A 15,360-nucleotide genomic window follows, 5' to 3' on the forward strand; every position below is an offset into this window, starting at 1 on the left:
TACGTCCAGATCGAACAGAGAGGTGCCCCGGATAATACCGGGCATCGACTCTACCTTAATGCAGTTGAATTATCTAATGACGAACTTGATACTGTAGCTGGTGGTTTGGCAATTACTTTAGGTGACGTTGGTAGTTTTGCATCTGACGCATCGAATAGCTATTCACTAAAACAACTCCAAGTTGGTCAACAAACATTTGCTGGCCCCACTGGTAGCGGTACAGCTTCTGTAACTAATTTAACAGACATCTTTAGCAACGCTGGTCAAGCTATTGCTGTCAAATAATCTCTATTTATAAGTCTCTTAAAACCACATTCGTTTTATAACTTTACACGGCGCCAGTGATTTAATATTGGCGCCGTTTATTCAATATTTTGACATTAGGCACATATTTTTCAGCAAGAAGGGAATAATTGAGGTGTGATACCTGTTAATCAATGACAGTGGATAGCTATAATATATAAGTGTCTGGCAGCACCAGTTTCAGAAAAAGGAACATAAATATATGAATATTCAACTTGTTGAATCTTTAGCTAATGCAATTAAAGCTTTGTCTACTGAAGAACGGGAGTTATTAAACCAAAAATTAACACATAAATCTAATTGGCAAAACTTACGAACAAAAATTTTAGCTGATGCTCAAGCTGTCCAGCAAAGGCGTAATGGTCAAGCCTCTGAGCCAGATATTGACCAAATTATTCATCAGATGCGAGAAGAGCGAGATGAGGAGTTATTATCAGGTTTATCCTACAGTCAAGAATAAGTATGACCAGGCAAATTATTTGTGTAGATGCTAATTTTATAGTTAAATTAATTAACAATCCTTCAGAAACCTCACCTCATTTAGAATTGTGGAATAATTGGGAGCAAAACCAGACTCAGATTATTGCTCCAACTCTCTTATGTTACGAAGTTACAAATGTATTTCATCGAATGCAACTGGCTAAACAGTTATTAATTACAGAAGCTCAGGAATTTCTTAATAATGCTCTGAGTTTATCCATTCAATATTACGGTGATCAGCAACTTCATCAACAAGCCTGGGAAATTGCACAACAATTTAATCTCTCAGCTACTTATGATGCTCATTACTTGGCATTAGCTCAAAAATTTCAGGCTTCATTTTACACAGGTGATAAACGCCTATTTAACAAAGTTAATTCTGCTTTGCCTTGGGTCTATTTAGTGGAATAATTGTGCTGAAAAATAGTTAAAAAATAGAATTATGCCATTTGAACTCCAATATCTAAAGTTCCTGCATAGCCATTTTGAGTAGGAGTTAACTTGAGTAACATTTGGGCGCCACCATCATTAAATATTCCATCTTGAGCATTGTTTCCTGTGCGCTGTCCTCTGCTCACATAAGGCGCCTTTGTATACACTTGGTCGGAAGTCGAATCATCAAAGTATAGCTGTGAGGTAAACTCATAACCCTGCCCATTGGTTGCATTAGTGCGAACTTTTACATGTATATGCACAGTTCTGCCTGGATACCAACCAGGGTAAATAGTTGTAAAATTAACACTTCCATTGGCACCTGTTACTTGATAACCGCGTAGAAACTTTTTGCCAACGGTATTAAAACTTCGCTCTTCCACGTCCGAATAAACTCCTAGTGCATCACAGTGCCAAATATCTACAATTGCATTTTCTAAGGGTACACATCCATTACTGCCGACTTGAGAAATTTTTAGTGTTAATTGGAGTGGTACGCCTTCTTTTACTATACCGTCTGTTGGGTCGGAGCGGATGTCGGAGCGGTTGAGCTTTTCGTCTACGAAGTATGGTCCTTCGGTTTGCTCTGGACTTACGATACATGCTAGTGAGGTAAGTTTAGCTTTTGAACTAAATTGTGCTTGTGCGGAGCCTGATTTTTTTGTTGTGCATCCTATTACAAGTATTGCTGTTCCGGCTGCTCGAAGTAGAGTTAGTGTTTGTCTTCGGGTTAGTTGATTTTTCATATTTGTTGAGAACCTACCCATTAAAATGATGAGAGGGAAATCCTGAAGTATTTGTGGCTAGAGTAAACAAATCGCCAGAATAAAAACTATTTTGAATTTCTGTCTCACTCAAACCTACTGATGCTGTTGTAATGTAAAGTGTCGTCATATCTTTATTACCAAAAGTGCAACTGGTTGGACGCACAACTGGCATCATTACTCGCATCATCTCTTTACCAGAGGGGTCAAACCGGATAACACACCAACCGTCCCACATTGCCGACCATATACAACCCTCTCGATCTACTGTTAAACCATCTGGGAAAAAGGATTCAGTTGTTAAATCAATAAATACTCTACGGTTACTAATATTGCCACTTTTTGCATCAAAATCAAAGGCGTAAATAGTTTTGAGGGGCGAATCAGTGATATAAAATGTCTTTTCGTCAGGACTCCATCCTAACCCATTGGATATTGTCAGTCCGGTTAATAGTGTGTGTAAGGAACCATCGGGGTCATAACGGTACAAACGACCTTTTGGTTCTTCAGGATTCATCGAACCAAACCAAAAACGTCCTGCTGCATCACACTTACCATCATTGAAGCGCATGTCATGGTGATTATGTTCTATATCTATAATTGGCGTAACTTGACCGTGAACAGTGTCCAAAAAAGCTAGTCGGTTACGTTGAGCCATAATGAGACGGTTGGTTCCTGCTGGTGCAATACAACCTACCACTTCACCCACATCAAAATATTTGTTGGCGCCAGTAGCAGGATTATACTGGTGTACACGATGGTTGTAAATATCAACCCAGTACAACAGTTGCTCCGATTGGTTCCAACAGGGTCCTTCCCCTAAACGTGCCCTGACTTCGAGAATGTTTTTCAGCACGAGTATTATGCAACGCTAATTAATATTACTGGAACATTATAATTTAATTGTAGGTTGGGTGGAGGAACAGAACCCAACTTTAACCCAAATTTTCCATTGGGATATTGTATAAGGAGAGACGGCGCCACCTACAGATGAAGAAGTAAAAACTATGCTAGATGAACGGGCAAGGATGCCCATTCCACTCATTGTGTTAATTAAGGATGCCTGTTCTATGGGTACTTTATATTTAGACCTGATAGTTCTACAGCATCTTGTAGTAAGGGGTTAAGTTTTTGTTGTTGACAGTCAAATACTGAGTAACTTTGGCTTGAATTAGTGGGTTCTTGGTAAAAAAGTACAACTACTGGTATGGTTTGAATTTTTTGAGTGAACTCTAAGATCAATTCAACTTTTAAAAATCCGAGTATTGAGGCAATTTGTTGAGCGGATGGTGTGGGTGGTAATTCTCTGAAACATCTTAAAATGTATTGCTCGATTGTGTCGTACTTTCTTTCTGTTTGTTTGGGTAAATAAAACACCTCGCTAGAATAGGCGCCTAGTATTTTTTTGCCACTCATTGCTTCGCGGTGTTTGTCTGTGATTGTTGTTTTAATCCATGAATTCATTGGCTAGTAAATGTCCTTGATATTTTTTAGCGGTGTCTAATATGTGTTTATAGATTGGACTAGCTTCACTTTCTAATTCTGTGTAGTTATAGGAAGAACCTGTTATAATTAGTAGGTTTTTGGCTCTACTCATTGCTACATTAATACGCTCTGGAGTCTGTAAAAAGTCGCTTGGTAATACTCCAGGTTTGTTCAAAACTAGGCTTACAAACATTATATCTTTTTCCATGCCCTGAAATTCGTCTACTGTTCCAATGGTAAGCGTAACATTTAAGGGAAGGTCAAGATTTTTTTGGCTTAAGCTTTTTATCAGGTCTGTTTGAGCTTTATATACGGAGATGATACCAATTTCAATTTTCTTAGATAAATTTCTCTTGTAAGTGAAACTTTTCTTCATTTTCTGAATTATTTCAATTATCAACTCTGCTTCGCGTGGGTTTTGACGACCTGTTTCAACTTGCTGATGATACCAATCACTGTTATTGTGAGGTAAATCAATCCACATTAAATGATTTTCACTTGTTATCAAATTGGAAATTTTTATTCCGTGCGCGCGTTCTTTGTCTTGCTTTGTACAGCCAAGAGTCAGTTTATTTCCATAAAACTGATTAACTGCTTCCATAATTTGCGAGTGCATACGGTATTGATTTATTAGCATTAAGGTTCGATTAGCGTTTATACTGTCTAAATACTCATACCGCTCTTTAAATAAAGATGTAGTTAATTTTTTTTGTAGTTCAGCAGCATTTACCCTTAAAGTTTGAGCAGCTTCAATAAACCAAGATTCTTCTTTAACTATAGGTGGTAGCTGTTTATGGTCTCCAACAAAAATAATTTTGTAACCTAGTAAGCAAGAAATCAGTAACTCTATTTTTGTAGCTTTCGATGCTTCGTCTATAATGACAGCATCAAATTTTGGAAAGTGCTTCAAAAAAGTTTTTTTGCCTGTCTGCATACAAGTGGCGCCGACAATGTTAGCATGTTTCAAGAAAAGTTCATATGTTTCATCACTAATTTCTATATCATTTGTACTAATTCGAGCAATCCAATCTTGTTTGATTTTAATTTTAGTTGTTAGCGTTTTAGCTCCTGTTTCACCACCAACAGATATTATCCAGTCTTCTCTTTCCATATTTAATAAATCATACTTAGAAATAGGAGTATCAAATAATGCTTGTACAGCTTTTTGAGTTCGTAGTTTTTCCCATAAGCGATTACCTAATTGATATTTATTATCTTGGCGCTCAATATGAGTTATTATGTCATTGTATTCTTGATTTAATGGGTTAGCTTTTTTTGAAACTGACTGTTCATCGAGTGCGTGTTCATTTTTTAAGCTTAAAGTTGAGTTGTACATAGAAACTAATGCATCTTTGAAAGATGGAATAATTTCACTTTCAAAAACGCGAATATAATGTTCTGTAAAATTAGCCATGAAATCAATAGTTATATTAACCCGTGTCAGGTTTTCAATATTTAGAGAATCTTCAATTTTTAGAGTTATTCTTTTACTAGAGTATTGGAACATATCATTAAATACTTGTAGAAGAGCTTTTGCCTTATCTAATAAAGATTGAGCATCTTCTGTGAATAAAGTAGAGTAATAATATTCTTCATCTTCTAAGTTTTTTATTTCTTGCTGATGTTGAGTATAAAGTTCAATGACTTTAACTTCTATAACTTGTAATTGTGAATTATATTCATCGTATATTTGCTTTGCTTTCTTAGAGCTTTGGGTATGAAACAAACGGCTAGCGTTAGATATATTTTCGATAGAGCTTTTCAATTGTTCTTCGGCACGGTCTAAAGTTGGTTTAAAAAGGCGCCCAATAATAGGTAATGATGATAGTATTTTAAGATGTAAGAATTTATTATATAGATACTTGTATTGATTAATCTGATTTGGTAATACATTTATTTCTGCTTCTGACCATGAACGAATTAACTGGACAAAATTTATTTTGTGCCGCAAAATGCTAGAAGCATCCAAAAATAACTTGATAAAATTAGTGTTTTTAATAGAATTTTTTTGTTTAATCAATTTTGTAACTTCGCTTAATGTTCTAGATATGCTAGTATAGGTGGGGCTTAAAGAAACTACTTCAGATGACTCAGTTGTAATTCCGTGGTCAAGTACATGTTTGAGCTTCTCTTCTATACTTTGCTGCTCTTCCATGTCTTTACCTATGTTTTCAACAGACTTTTTTATATCTTTCTGAATTTGTATAGAACCCTGTATTTCTAAAATAATTGATGCAATTGTTTGGCACAAGGAATTACAATCTTGTTTAAACTGAAAAATATTGCCACCAGGTTTGTTACGTAAAAGTTGCTCTTGAAGCTGAATTGCTATTTCTAAAGTATTAGAGTCAACGTTTGTCCAAATATTATTATATGCGCTGATTTCCACTAGAGCTAAGGGTTGCCATAATTCATTAGTGTAATCTTCAATAACTTGATTACTTGGTAATTTAATCAGCGCTTTTAATGATTTTTCTTGGTCTTGACACATTAATTTTCTTTCTTTTAGCTCTATTAGTTGTTTCGTATACTCGTCAGCTAATGCTTTTTTTCTTACTGCATCAGCTAATAACGCAGCTTTTTCTTGTTGCCAGTACAGCCATTTAGAAATGTCTTCCCAATTATTAATAAATAAATCTAGTAGTTTAGCCTTTTCTTGAAGCTCTAGCAAACTTAATTGACATTCTTCTATACAAGACTTTAACCATCTTATAACTGCTTTTTTACCAAGAAGTTCTTGAGCATCTTTACTCACTTTTTCACTGTTACCTATTCTAATAATAAGTAAGTCTGGACGAATTGGAAATTTTAACAATGCATTATCTACAGCTAAGTTAGACTGTGAAACTATAAGAACTTTTCCGTCTAGAAGAACTATTTGATAACCAAGCTCTGAAATAGATGTTGATTTTCCTGCTCCTGGTGGCCCTTGTAATGCAAAAATGTCTGGTGAAGCTTGAGCTTGAGCTATTGCTAGTTTCTGAAGTTCGTTTAGCTTGTCTTTATTTAAACATTTGTTTACAGGTATTGGCTTTTGAGTGGATATCGCTGGAAGCTGTAGTTCTTCATTACGACCGAAAATAATTATATCTAGATTAGCAATATAAGCGCGATTTTCTTTCAAACGTTTAATGGCATCTTTTTGTATATGTATTTGATTTAATTCACGAATTAGAGAATTAACTATTATTCCTGGCAACGGATTGATTTCTATATGTTTTTCGCTTAATAAGACTTTAAGAATACGTGTTTGTTGATTCAATGACTGAAATTTAACTGATATTTTGTTAAAATCTGTATAAACTATCTCTTGTCTTTGTGTAATAAGAAGTTTTTCTGACGTTTGTAATTCAGATTGTTTTTCTATGATATCAGGTGGTAAATATCCAATAATGGCGCCAGTTTCACCTGTTAACAAGAAAAAGCTATTGCTTTGATAATGCTGCTGATAAAATGTTTTGAACTTGAGAAGAGAAGAAACTGTAGATATAACCTTATACTTTTGTAATGGGCTGATTGTATATAAGTTTATACTATCATCTCGGCGACACTGCTTAATAGTTTTTAATATGTCTGCCGAAATTACTGGAGCAAGAGTTAAATGTAAGCACTTTGGATTATCCCTGTCTACTTGATAAGAAACAAAAGGGACTTGAAACATCTTGTTTAGAATAGATTGCTCACACACATCTAGGTAAACTTCCGAGTTTTTCAGTCGTTTATTGAGGTCATCTTGCGCTTGTTCGCGTGTTGAAAGACTCAATAAAGTTTCTATCCAATCTTTTGGAATAGAATTAGCTGTCAAATCATCTGTACTGAGGTGACACGTCATCTCCACTTCCCAGCGTTGTTTAGCTCCTGTCCATCTAGTTGCACTAAGAGCAACAACATAATTTGAACTCACGGCAATTCTGAACTGAAGACCTCCTAATTCGTAATCCATTGGTATTCGCATACCCAAATGAGGCAATCCTGTTTTTTGATCTTGACCGTCTAATTTAGACATGAAGACGTGTGCTACATCCCCTATATGCTCTTTAAATGAATTGAGTAAGTCTAATTTTTTCAAGTTTTCACAAGCATTATTACTAAGTTCTATACGTATCTTGGGAAAGTGTAATTTTTTCATGGTCTTGGCAAAATATTCTTATGGACACACCCTATAAGGCGCCTTTTTACATCTGTGCAAAATTTGATTGATACCTAATATGGATTAGATTTTAATACGTTTTTACTAATACACATCAGACATGGATTAAATTTTTTGTATAGCAATCTTATCTCGAAGGGTGAAAATCGCTGGCGCCCGGATACCCGACTTCAAGCAGCGTTGAAATCGGGTATATGAATTGCATCTTCACAAATGATTTATGATTGGTATATTTTTTTAGTTCAATTTTTATTCTGAACGATTTATTTCCGTATAGCCAACCGTAACATTACGTAGTTATAGCCCAGAACGTAAAATTTTTTCTGCTTTAATGCCTAAATACTGCTATAGTTATAATCAAAAGTACACATAAACTATTTACTCCCATCGTGAAATCTTTGTTGACTGATGCCGAACTTGAAGCGTCTGCTATTGTTGCTAATTGTTTGATGAATCGGCAACGTCAGCTTATGGGTAGCAATAGTTACGTTAAAGAACTAGGATTTAATCCATTAAGCTTTATAACAACCCGAATTAAAAATCAGAAAAGTACAGCTTGGCTGGATGTCTGTTGTGGTACAGGACGAGCATTAATTCAAGCTGCGGAGTCTCTGTATAAATTGGAACTTACTTCTCAAACATTGCTCGTTGGTGTGGATATTGTTTCTCAGTTTTACGCATATCCACCGGAGTTAATTAACTTGGAACTGCTTAATAATTCCATTCATACGTTTACCAGTAGCAGAAAGTTTGATTTAATTACCTGCGTTCATGGTCTCCATTATCTTGGTGACAAGCTTAAGGTACTGGAAAATGCAGCATCTTGGTTGACCGACAACGGACTTCTAATTGCACATCTTGATTTGGCTAATTTGTGGATTGTTGAAGATGATAAAGTCAAGCCTATGTCAAAAAAGTTACTTAGCAATGCCGGATTAAAATATAATAATCGAAAAAAACTTTTGTTTCTTGAAAATCGCCAAGAGCTTATGTTTGAACTAGAATATCTTGGTGCAGATGATTGTGCAGGCGCCAATTACACTGGTCAACCAGCAGTCAACTCTTTTTATACCCTAAATTTTAACAAATAAATAACAATGGCTGAAAAGAATAGTTTAAAAAAAAATACATAAATTTCTAAAAGAAACCGATATTAAGTTCGTGCGATTTTTTTGGTGCGATAATGCCAATGTTATCCGTGGCAAAGCTGTACATACGGAGATGCTATCGCACTACTTTGATCATGGGGTCGGTATTTCGGCAGGACAGCAGGGAGTTCCTGTAATGTATGATGCGGTTGTACCAAAAAGTGATTTAGGACCTCAAGTTTATTTAGATTTTGGGTCGGCAGTACCGTTTTTAAGCGTATCTGGGATGCGAGAAACTATCAGACAGTTACTAGAATTAACTCCCACTACCAAATTAATGTATGCTTCTGATGCCCATTCAATACCCGAATTGTACTATTTGGGTGCAAAATGGGGGCGCCAATTGTTAGGAGAAGTGCTATCACAAGCAGTTATAGATTCTGACATTACTGTGCCTGAAGCTGAGATAATAGCTACCGCTATTTTACGTGACAATGCTTTATCTCTCTACCAATCAAATCCATGAAAATAGTATTTTTAATTTATTGGGCGCCTGCTAAAATGAAATCAAATTCGGTCTTTATTCTCAATTAAATAGACTCATTCTCAATAAACACATAGTTTTTGAGCTAAAAGTACCGCGTTTCGAGGCGATTTCTGCCCTAATTTTAGGCGCTTAACAAAATCGCGCTGCTCCCTTTTTAAATATATTAGATTTTTGCGTACTAGTGAGAAACCCGGTTTCTTTTCGTTTTGTTTCGGGTTTTTTCGTGTTTAGTGTAAAAGAAACCGGGTTTCTTGGGTTTGTTTTAGATTTGGGTGTATCGAATTCCTAGTTTTTGTAGGGTTTGTTCGTTTATTTTGGTTGTGTTTTCGGTTTCGGTGTTTTTAAATAGTGCTGCGAAGGCGCCTGCTCCCAAGCCTGACTGGGGGAATATTCTGTAACATGGTATTGTGGTTAAGTGAGATTGGTGGTGTTTTAAGTGACTTACTTCGACTGGTTCATACTGAGGGAATTTTTGTAGTAACCACTCGCATACTTGTTCGTTTTCTTCGGGTGAGTAGGTACAGGTTGTATATGCAAGATAACCTTGCGGCGCCACTATTTGAGCGGAGTTGGCGATAATTCTTTTTTGACGGTTGGCGTTTTTATTGATGTTGGTGGGATGGAAGCATCCTGGAACTTTTTCTCCTTTGGCTAGTAAAGATTGTCCGGAACAGGGTGCATCGACTATTACTAGGTCGCTTGATTTTGGTATGGCTTCGGCTAAAATACTTGAATCACGGTTTAATACTGCTGTTGGTGTAATTTTACAGCGTTTGAAATTAGAGAATAGCATTCCTATACGTTTACCTATGACTTCGTTGGCAATTAGTAACTCAGGTTGCAGAACTCTCCAGGCAAAGATGCTTTTTCCTCCCGGCGCCGCACACATATCAAATATCAAGTTAATTGGTTGAGATATTGTTAAAAAAATTGACGCGGCAAATACTGATGAAAAATCTAAACAGTAGAAATATCCTTGTTCATGTAAAGGATGTTGACCGGGTTTTTGATTTAATTCTAACCTGTCTACAAATGCTGGTTGCCAATCAACAGGTTTGGCTATACTTAAGCTAAAGTCGTCTGGTTTGTCTTTACACCAAAGGATGCTAGGGTTGTACACCTGCGGATTGATTAATGCGTTAATAAACTCTTCTTGTTGCTCAGTATCTACATACAGGCGCCGTGATAGTTTGAGTAATAAATTAGATATTTTTTCCATAATAATATGTGTAAAAGCTATATAGATATTCAACCAAGAATTAAACTGTCACATTTGAACAAACCGTTAATAAACATAGCATCATACTAAAAAATACTATTTGCCCGCATTCAATCGTCATGTTACTAGACAATTTTCGCGCAAAATTACGCAATTCACTACAAGTATGGCGCGATGCTGGCATAATTAACGATGTACAGTACCAGCAAATCACTCAGTATCAAGCAAATTTAGAACAAACAGTACAAAACCGCAGCGCTAAAACTGTGATTGTTCTAGCAAGCATACTTATAGTTACTGGTGCTATTACTTTTATTGCTGCGATAGAGCAAGTAGTAACACGAGAAATCAAAGTTTTGCTGCTACTGAGTTTATTGGCTGCATCAAATATTACCGGATTTTACTTGTGGCAGCAACCTATCAAAGCACAGTTAGAAGGTAAACCAGTCTTCAGGAAATACATACTGGGAAAGAGTTTATTGATTCTTAACGCTCTGCTGTTAGGTGTAAATTTATCGGTAATAGCGCAATTATTCCATATCAATCAGGCAAATTACGAATTGTTGCTGATGTGGGGTGCAGGTGTTACCTTGATGGCATACAGCTACGAAGAGCAAACGCTGGCAATATTTGGACTAGTTATTGTACTAGTTTGTTATCTTATTTTTTCAAACGAACTACCATATCTGAATAATGATGTTAACTGGATAGTAATTATACTCCAACACATACCTCTGTTACTATGGGTTGTGTTTGTACCACTGGCTATTTGGTGTAAGTCGCGCACCTGTTTTATTCTAACGGCAATTGCATTTACTCTAACTTTGCTGTTTAATATCAAGCCGTTACAATATCTCAACACTACAAATAACTTTTCTTGGTTAGCTGCGTTTGCCTTTGTACTCCCACCTGCTTTGCTGTGGAGTTATGATGATTTGTTATTTCCCAAAGTTAGTAAACGCTACTTTCAACGAGTTGCACGCAATCTTGCTTTGGCGTGTTTATGCATATTTTTTTACATACTTGGATTTAATTATCACTGGCAGGCGCCGGATTTAACCCTTTCGTATATAAAGCCAGTAAATGTTTCATTAAATAATGCTGCTTCTATTGATATTGCTTTTTTAAGTGTAATTGCAGTAACTCAATGGCTATTTTTAATACAGCAGAAATTTAGCTGGAAGAACCTAGTTATTTTAAGTTGGATTGTAATATGCGGATTAGCGCCTTTTTTGAATTATCTATACATTGATATACCTGATGTCTCAGTTATACTTTTCAACGCTATGAATATCCTCTTCTGCTTACTGTTAATACGTCATGCCATGCAAAAGCGTGAACGTAAAGAATTTTGGGGTGGCGTTTTGATACTAACACTATTAGTCCTTACTCGAATGTACGAGTACCAAACTGATTTACTCTTCGGCAGCTTAGTACTAACATTCTGTGGATTAGCAGTAATAGGAACAGGTACGTGGTTTGAAAGCAGAATTAAATAAAACTTGTTTTCATGAGTCAAAAACATTTGCCGTACTGGCGCCTGTTAGTTAGTTTTGCTCTGCAATTGAGTACTATTATCACATTACTGGCGCCTTCTATATTTACACAGTACACAGGTAAGACTGTTATTTTACGAACAATGCCTGTAGACGCTAATGACACGTTGCGCGGTCGATACGTCGCTTTGGAGTATGATATTTCGCGACTTGAGACGTTGAAAAAATTACCTGGTTGGAATGATTTGATAAAAAAATATCCTGGTATTAATTCACTGTATTATCCAGTTGCAGAAGGAACTAACTTATATGTAATTTTACATAGCGAATATAAAAATAAACCTTGGCGCCCGTTACGAGTCACAACTACATTACCTGCAAGTTTACCAGAGAATCAAGTTGCGTTACGAGGTCGCTATCAATTTGGTTCGATAGTTTACGGATTAGAAAAGTATTACATGCCAGAAGTTCAAGCGGATTTTAGCAAGCAGGATATTTTCCAAACTCGTCAAATTCGACTTGGACAACTTAAGCCTATTATTATGCATATCAAAGTTGATTCACAAGGTAATGCGGCGCCGCTAGAAATGAATGTTACCGATACATCTGCGAATGGGAGGATTCGCAAGTATCGGTTTTAACATCTGTAGAGACGCGATTTATCGCGTCTCTACATTATTATGCCTGCTGTGGGTATTTACTTTTTAATAAGGTACAAACTCCGACTGCTGCTAGTGCGCTAAGGGGGATATTGGATTCTGGGACTTTTCGTTTTGGTTCTTCTGGTTTTTTGATGTAGTATTCGTAGACTACTTCTACTTTTGCTGCTGCTAAGGTGTTAAATATTTGAGCTAGGTTGCCTGCACCTGTACCAGAAGACTTTGCGACTGCGGTAACTGGCAGTGTTAATGTGTCTGAACCGATAAACAGACCAAAGTCACTTGTGAATGATGTTGATGCTGTTTTTGTGTTGGATAAGTTGTTGTAGGTGGCGCCTGATGGCCCTTTATAATCTAAGTCTCCATCGTCTGCGGCAAATGACTGTGCAATTGATGCAGTGGGAAGTGTTGTTAATAAGATGCTTTTATCTGGTTTGAGTAAGCTAACTTCAGCAGCTAAGTTAGCTGTGACATCGGCAGATTGTGCATCTAGGTTTTCTAGCCGAATTGAACCCTGAACTTCTGAGCCTAATTGTACAAAGACTTTTTGTAATTCGCCTAAATTCGGATCAAATTTTGGTATAGTGACGAATTTATCAAAGTTTGTTTTTTGTACATTAACTGAACTTTCGTACTTTACTGTTGTTAATGTTGCAGCTTGTGCAGCAGTGATTGGCGCCGCGAAAGCAATCAAAGTTGCCGCTGCAAATTGTATAGAAAAATGGCGATGCATTATCTGTATTCCCTTCTGATTTATTTTTAACTTTTTATAGTGATACACCCTTTGCTAAGACATTAATGGTAATCACTATATTTAAGCAATATCACTTACAGTATCTTGATTGAATCTTTATTAATAGATTTGTGTAATATTTCTGATTGTAATTTTTACTTAAATATAATATTTCTTTATAAAGAATTTATTTAATGTTCATAAAGTTACTGTAAAAGAAGCTAATCTAAATAAAATTAATTTTTAATTTTAGCTAGATATTGTTAATTTATAAAGTTTTATATTAAATATATGAAGCTTTTACATTATTAGGACTTACGGTCAATTAGAGTGTTGAGGTCTGTTACGGTGCCGTTTTCCCACAATAGCGCACGAAAACAACTTAGAGTTAGATAACTTAGTCCCCTATTCTCCTACATCTATTGCCATTAATATGTAATAATACTTAAAAAAAAGAATAAAAGTAACTATGCTTTCCGTATATTTTATGTTTACAATTTTTTTTATTAAAGCTAACTTTAGGAAAGTAAGCTTTGCATGAATCTACACGAATCATGAAAATAATAAAACCTTCGCAAAGGGTATTCATGGTTATTTTTTAGAAGTCACCTGTTCAAAATGCGGAGATTCATCTCTGAGTTGGACACAAGAGGCAGTGTCGTAATGAATTCGATGTAAAGTCTCTGGTGCAACTAGGAAAAAAGTCTTAGAAGATATGATGCAGATGCCTAACTCAGCTATCAACCCAGGTTCCAGATAGTAATTGTTTGTTAAATCAGTTTTTAACAAATCTTTTTGCAAATTTACCATCAAAGCAATGAAAAAACTTACCTGTTCTTTGTTTAATATTCCTTTAATAGCTTTATCTTTATTCGCTGTCAACTTTACATCTGTAGCTTTTGCTAATTCTAGTCAAATCAACAACACGAAAACAAGTAAAACACTTCTCGCGCAAGCACCAACATTCAGTTGCACTGTAATCAATCTAAAGTCGGGTCAATTAGCTTTGCGTTTTTCACCAAATGCAAAATCAAAATCCAAAGCGGGTTTGGATAATGCTAATACAGTTGCACTGATAGCGAATGGTTCTGGGACTTGGGCTTATGTTCGTGTAACTAATGGACCGAATCGTAAAGTTAATGGTTTGGAAGGCTGGGTTAATTCTAATTTTCTGTCTTGCTACCAGGAATGATTAATTAACAACTCAAGCAGAATAATTGTTAGCTCCAGAACGTTTGGATATTAACAGGACTTACGCAAAAATCTCAGAAATTATGATTTACTAAACTGCCAAAACTGGAGATTTTCCCACAGGCTAGATGCCAAGAGTAGCAAGAAATTATAGAGTGTGCGTAAGTCCTGATTAATGTTCATCAAAATAAGCTTCTCTCAGCTTACAGAAAGTTGAATAATTGATATTTGCACCCGCTGGGTTTACGGTATCGCGGGGCGGATTATTCCTAGTTTACGAGTAGTCGCGACAAGAGACATAAAAATGTCCCAAGATGAGCGTACCCTGAGTTGTTTGAGTTGCATAACTAATGTTGCGTCGCTCATCCAACTGCTCATAACCGCTTTTAGTACCAAAAATTTCCCAAAATTTTGATGCCAACTCAAGTTTTCTCTTTTCGCTTGGAGAATCTCTATAAGCAAGTAATTCTCGGTAATAGTCCCAAAATTCTGTTAGAAATTTGTCTAAAATCTCCTGGTGGCAAGGAAAAAACGGAGTCAATTAATATCACTGCCTAAATATGACAATATGTTTATTTTACATTTTGGAAGGCACGTGCGCTCGCACATTGTCGCTACCCTACTTATTGAGCGGATACATAATTTTATATAAATACTGAGTAGAGCGCATCTATAATTAGATATAGAAATTATAAATTGTTTTTGTTGGCGTAGCCTGCGTTTGCGCTTAAAAATCTAAGTGTCTTTCGGGTGGGCAGTGCCCACCTTACATATCGCGTTTATTTCTTGAGGATGAGGATTTATGCCTAGCTG

General features: G+C 36.0%; 17 protein-coding genes. 8 read left to right on the forward strand and 9 right to left on the reverse strand.

The window, feature by feature from the left end:
• The 3 genes from DSM106972_RS41155 to DSM106972_RS41165 all read left to right on the forward strand — a co-directional run.
• Nucleotides 1-285, forward strand: a 285-nt coding sequence (locus tag DSM106972_RS41155; RefSeq protein ID WP_233787959.1) for a CTB family bacteriocin, incomplete at its 5' end; no start/stop codon positions are given.
• 220 nt (nt 286-505) lie between these two features.
• The gene (locus DSM106972_RS41160; protein ID WP_127086131.1) at nt 506-763 is read left to right on the forward strand and encodes a hypothetical protein; all 258 of its coding nucleotides are present in this window, start codon (nt 506-508) and stop codon (nt 761-763) included.
• A 2-nt stretch (nt 764-765) separates the two neighbouring features.
• Nucleotides 766-1,194: a type II toxin-antitoxin system VapC family toxin gene (locus DSM106972_RS41165; RefSeq protein ID WP_127086132.1), complete on the forward strand. Its 429-nt coding sequence runs from the start codon at nt 766-768 to the stop codon at nt 1,192-1,194.
• A 29-nt stretch (nt 1,195-1,223) separates the two neighbouring features.
• On the opposite strand, the gene DSM106972_RS41170 is transcribed toward DSM106972_RS41165, so the two are convergent.
• The 5 genes from DSM106972_RS41170 to DSM106972_RS41185 are packed head-to-tail and all read right to left on the reverse strand — an operon-like array spanning nt 1,224 to nt 7,593.
• On the reverse strand, nt 1,224-1,961 hold the full coding sequence (locus DSM106972_RS41170; protein WP_233787219.1) for an intradiol ring-cleavage dioxygenase: 738 nt from the start codon (nt 1,959-1,961) through the stop codon (nt 1,224-1,226).
• Nucleotides 1,962-1,974: 13 nt separating this feature from the next.
• A complete protein-coding gene (locus DSM106972_RS41175) occupies nt 1,975-2,835 on the reverse strand; it encodes an SMP-30/gluconolactonase/LRE family protein (RefSeq protein ID WP_325052267.1) in 861 nt (286 codons plus the stop codon).
• 36 nt (nt 2,836-2,871) lie between these two features.
• Complete coding sequence (locus DSM106972_RS54255; protein ID WP_186538489.1) at nt 2,872-3,024, reverse strand: hypothetical protein; 153 nt, start codon at nt 3,022-3,024, stop codon at nt 2,872-2,874.
• A 23-nt stretch (nt 3,025-3,047) separates the two neighbouring features.
• Nucleotides 3,048-3,443 (reverse strand): hypothetical protein, encoded by a 396-nt coding sequence (locus DSM106972_RS41180; RefSeq protein ID WP_127086135.1) that lies wholly within the window; start codon nt 3,441-3,443, stop codon nt 3,048-3,050.
• Nucleotides 3,427-7,593: a DEAD/DEAH box helicase gene (locus DSM106972_RS41185; RefSeq protein WP_127086136.1), complete on the reverse strand. Its 4,167-nt coding sequence runs from the start codon at nt 7,591-7,593 to the stop codon at nt 3,427-3,429. Before DSM106972_RS41185 ends, DSM106972_RS41180 begins: the two co-directional genes overlap by 17 nt.
• A gap of 410 nt (nt 7,594-8,003) precedes the next feature.
• On the opposite strand from DSM106972_RS41185, the gene DSM106972_RS41190 reads away from it, so the two are divergent.
• On the forward strand, nt 8,004-8,705 hold the full coding sequence (locus tag DSM106972_RS41190) for a class I SAM-dependent methyltransferase (protein WP_201800850.1): 702 nt from the start codon (nt 8,004-8,006) through the stop codon (nt 8,703-8,705).
• Nucleotides 8,706-8,775: 70 nt separating this feature from the next.
• Complete coding sequence (locus DSM106972_RS54260; protein WP_233787218.1) at nt 8,776-9,228, forward strand: amidohydrolase family protein; 453 nt, start codon at nt 8,776-8,778, stop codon at nt 9,226-9,228.
• Nucleotides 9,229-9,511: 283 nt separating this feature from the next.
• On the opposite strand, the gene DSM106972_RS41200 is transcribed toward DSM106972_RS54260, so the two are convergent.
• On the reverse strand, nt 9,512-10,468 hold the full coding sequence (locus tag DSM106972_RS41200; protein WP_127086139.1) for an RsmB/NOP family class I SAM-dependent RNA methyltransferase: 957 nt from the start codon (nt 10,466-10,468) through the stop codon (nt 9,512-9,514).
• Between the two features lie 119 nt (nt 10,469-10,587).
• Here DSM106972_RS41200 and DSM106972_RS41205 point away from each other — a divergent pair, with 119 nt between their 5' ends.
• On the forward strand, nt 10,588-11,967 hold the full coding sequence (locus tag DSM106972_RS41205) for a DUF2157 domain-containing protein (RefSeq protein ID WP_127086140.1): 1,380 nt from the start codon (nt 10,588-10,590) through the stop codon (nt 11,965-11,967).
• Between the two features lie 11 nt (nt 11,968-11,978).
• Complete coding sequence (locus DSM106972_RS41210; protein ID WP_127086141.1) at nt 11,979-12,605, forward strand: GDYXXLXY domain-containing protein; 627 nt, start codon at nt 11,979-11,981, stop codon at nt 12,603-12,605.
• A 37-nt stretch (nt 12,606-12,642) separates the two neighbouring features.
• Here DSM106972_RS41210 and DSM106972_RS41215 read toward each other — a convergent pair whose 3' ends face one another.
• Nucleotides 12,643-13,356, reverse strand: coding sequence for a choice-of-anchor E domain-containing protein (locus DSM106972_RS41215; protein WP_127086142.1), 714 nt, complete (start codon nt 13,354-13,356; stop codon nt 12,643-12,645).
• 591 nt (nt 13,357-13,947) lie between these two features.
• Complete coding sequence (locus tag DSM106972_RS54265) at nt 13,948-14,166, reverse strand: hypothetical protein (protein WP_127086143.1); 219 nt, start codon at nt 14,164-14,166, stop codon at nt 13,948-13,950.
• A 7-nt stretch (nt 14,167-14,173) separates the two neighbouring features.
• On the opposite strand from DSM106972_RS54265, the gene DSM106972_RS41225 reads away from it, so the two are divergent.
• A complete protein-coding gene (locus DSM106972_RS41225) occupies nt 14,174-14,548 on the forward strand; it encodes an SH3 domain-containing protein (RefSeq protein WP_127086144.1) in 375 nt (124 codons plus the stop codon).
• Nucleotides 14,549-14,821: 273 nt separating this feature from the next.
• Here the strand turns inward: DSM106972_RS41225 and DSM106972_RS41230 are convergent, their stop codons facing one another.
• Complete coding sequence (locus DSM106972_RS41230; protein WP_233787217.1) at nt 14,822-15,088, reverse strand: hypothetical protein; 267 nt, start codon at nt 15,086-15,088, stop codon at nt 14,822-14,824.
• Nucleotides 15,089-15,360: the final 272 nt, after the last annotated feature.

Origin of the sequence: Dulcicalothrix desertica PCC 7102 (assembly GCF_003991905.1) — a bacterium.
GTDB classification, from domain to species: domain Bacteria; phylum Cyanobacteriota; class Cyanobacteriia; order Cyanobacteriales; family Nostocaceae; genus Dulcicalothrix; species Dulcicalothrix desertica.

Coding starts and splice junctions, on each gene's coding strand:
- DSM106972_RS41160 (WP_127086131.1), top strand. CDS start 506: ATGAATATTCAACTTGTTGAATCTTTAGCTAATGCAATTAAAGCTTTG.
- DSM106972_RS41165 (WP_127086132.1), top strand. CDS start 766: ATGACCAGGCAAATTATTTGTGTAGATGCTAATTTTATAGTTAAATTA.
- DSM106972_RS41170 (WP_233787219.1), bottom strand. CDS start 1,961: ATGAAAAATCAACTAACCCGAAGACAAACACTAACTCTACTTCGAGCA.
- DSM106972_RS54255 (WP_186538489.1), bottom strand. CDS start 3,024: ATGAGTGGAATGGGCATCCTTGCCCGTTCATCTAGCATAGTTTTTACT.
- DSM106972_RS41180 (WP_127086135.1), bottom strand. CDS start 3,443: ATGAATTCATGGATTAAAACAACAATCACAGACAAACACCGCGAAGCA.
- DSM106972_RS41185 (WP_127086136.1), bottom strand. CDS start 7,593: ATGAAAAAATTACACTTTCCCAAGATACGTATAGAACTTAGTAATAAT.
- DSM106972_RS41200 (WP_127086139.1), bottom strand. CDS start 10,468: ATGGAAAAAATATCTAATTTATTACTCAAACTATCACGGCGCCTGTAT.
- DSM106972_RS41205 (WP_127086140.1), top strand. CDS start 10,588: ATGTTACTAGACAATTTTCGCGCAAAATTACGCAATTCACTACAAGTA.
- DSM106972_RS41210 (WP_127086141.1), top strand. CDS start 11,979: ATGAGTCAAAAACATTTGCCGTACTGGCGCCTGTTAGTTAGTTTTGCT.
- DSM106972_RS41215 (WP_127086142.1), bottom strand. CDS start 13,356: ATGCATCGCCATTTTTCTATACAATTTGCAGCGGCAACTTTGATTGCT.
- DSM106972_RS54265 (WP_127086143.1), bottom strand. CDS start 14,166: ATGGTAAATTTGCAAAAAGATTTGTTAAAAACTGATTTAACAAACAAT.
- DSM106972_RS41225 (WP_127086144.1), top strand. CDS start 14,174: ATGAAAAAACTTACCTGTTCTTTGTTTAATATTCCTTTAATAGCTTTA.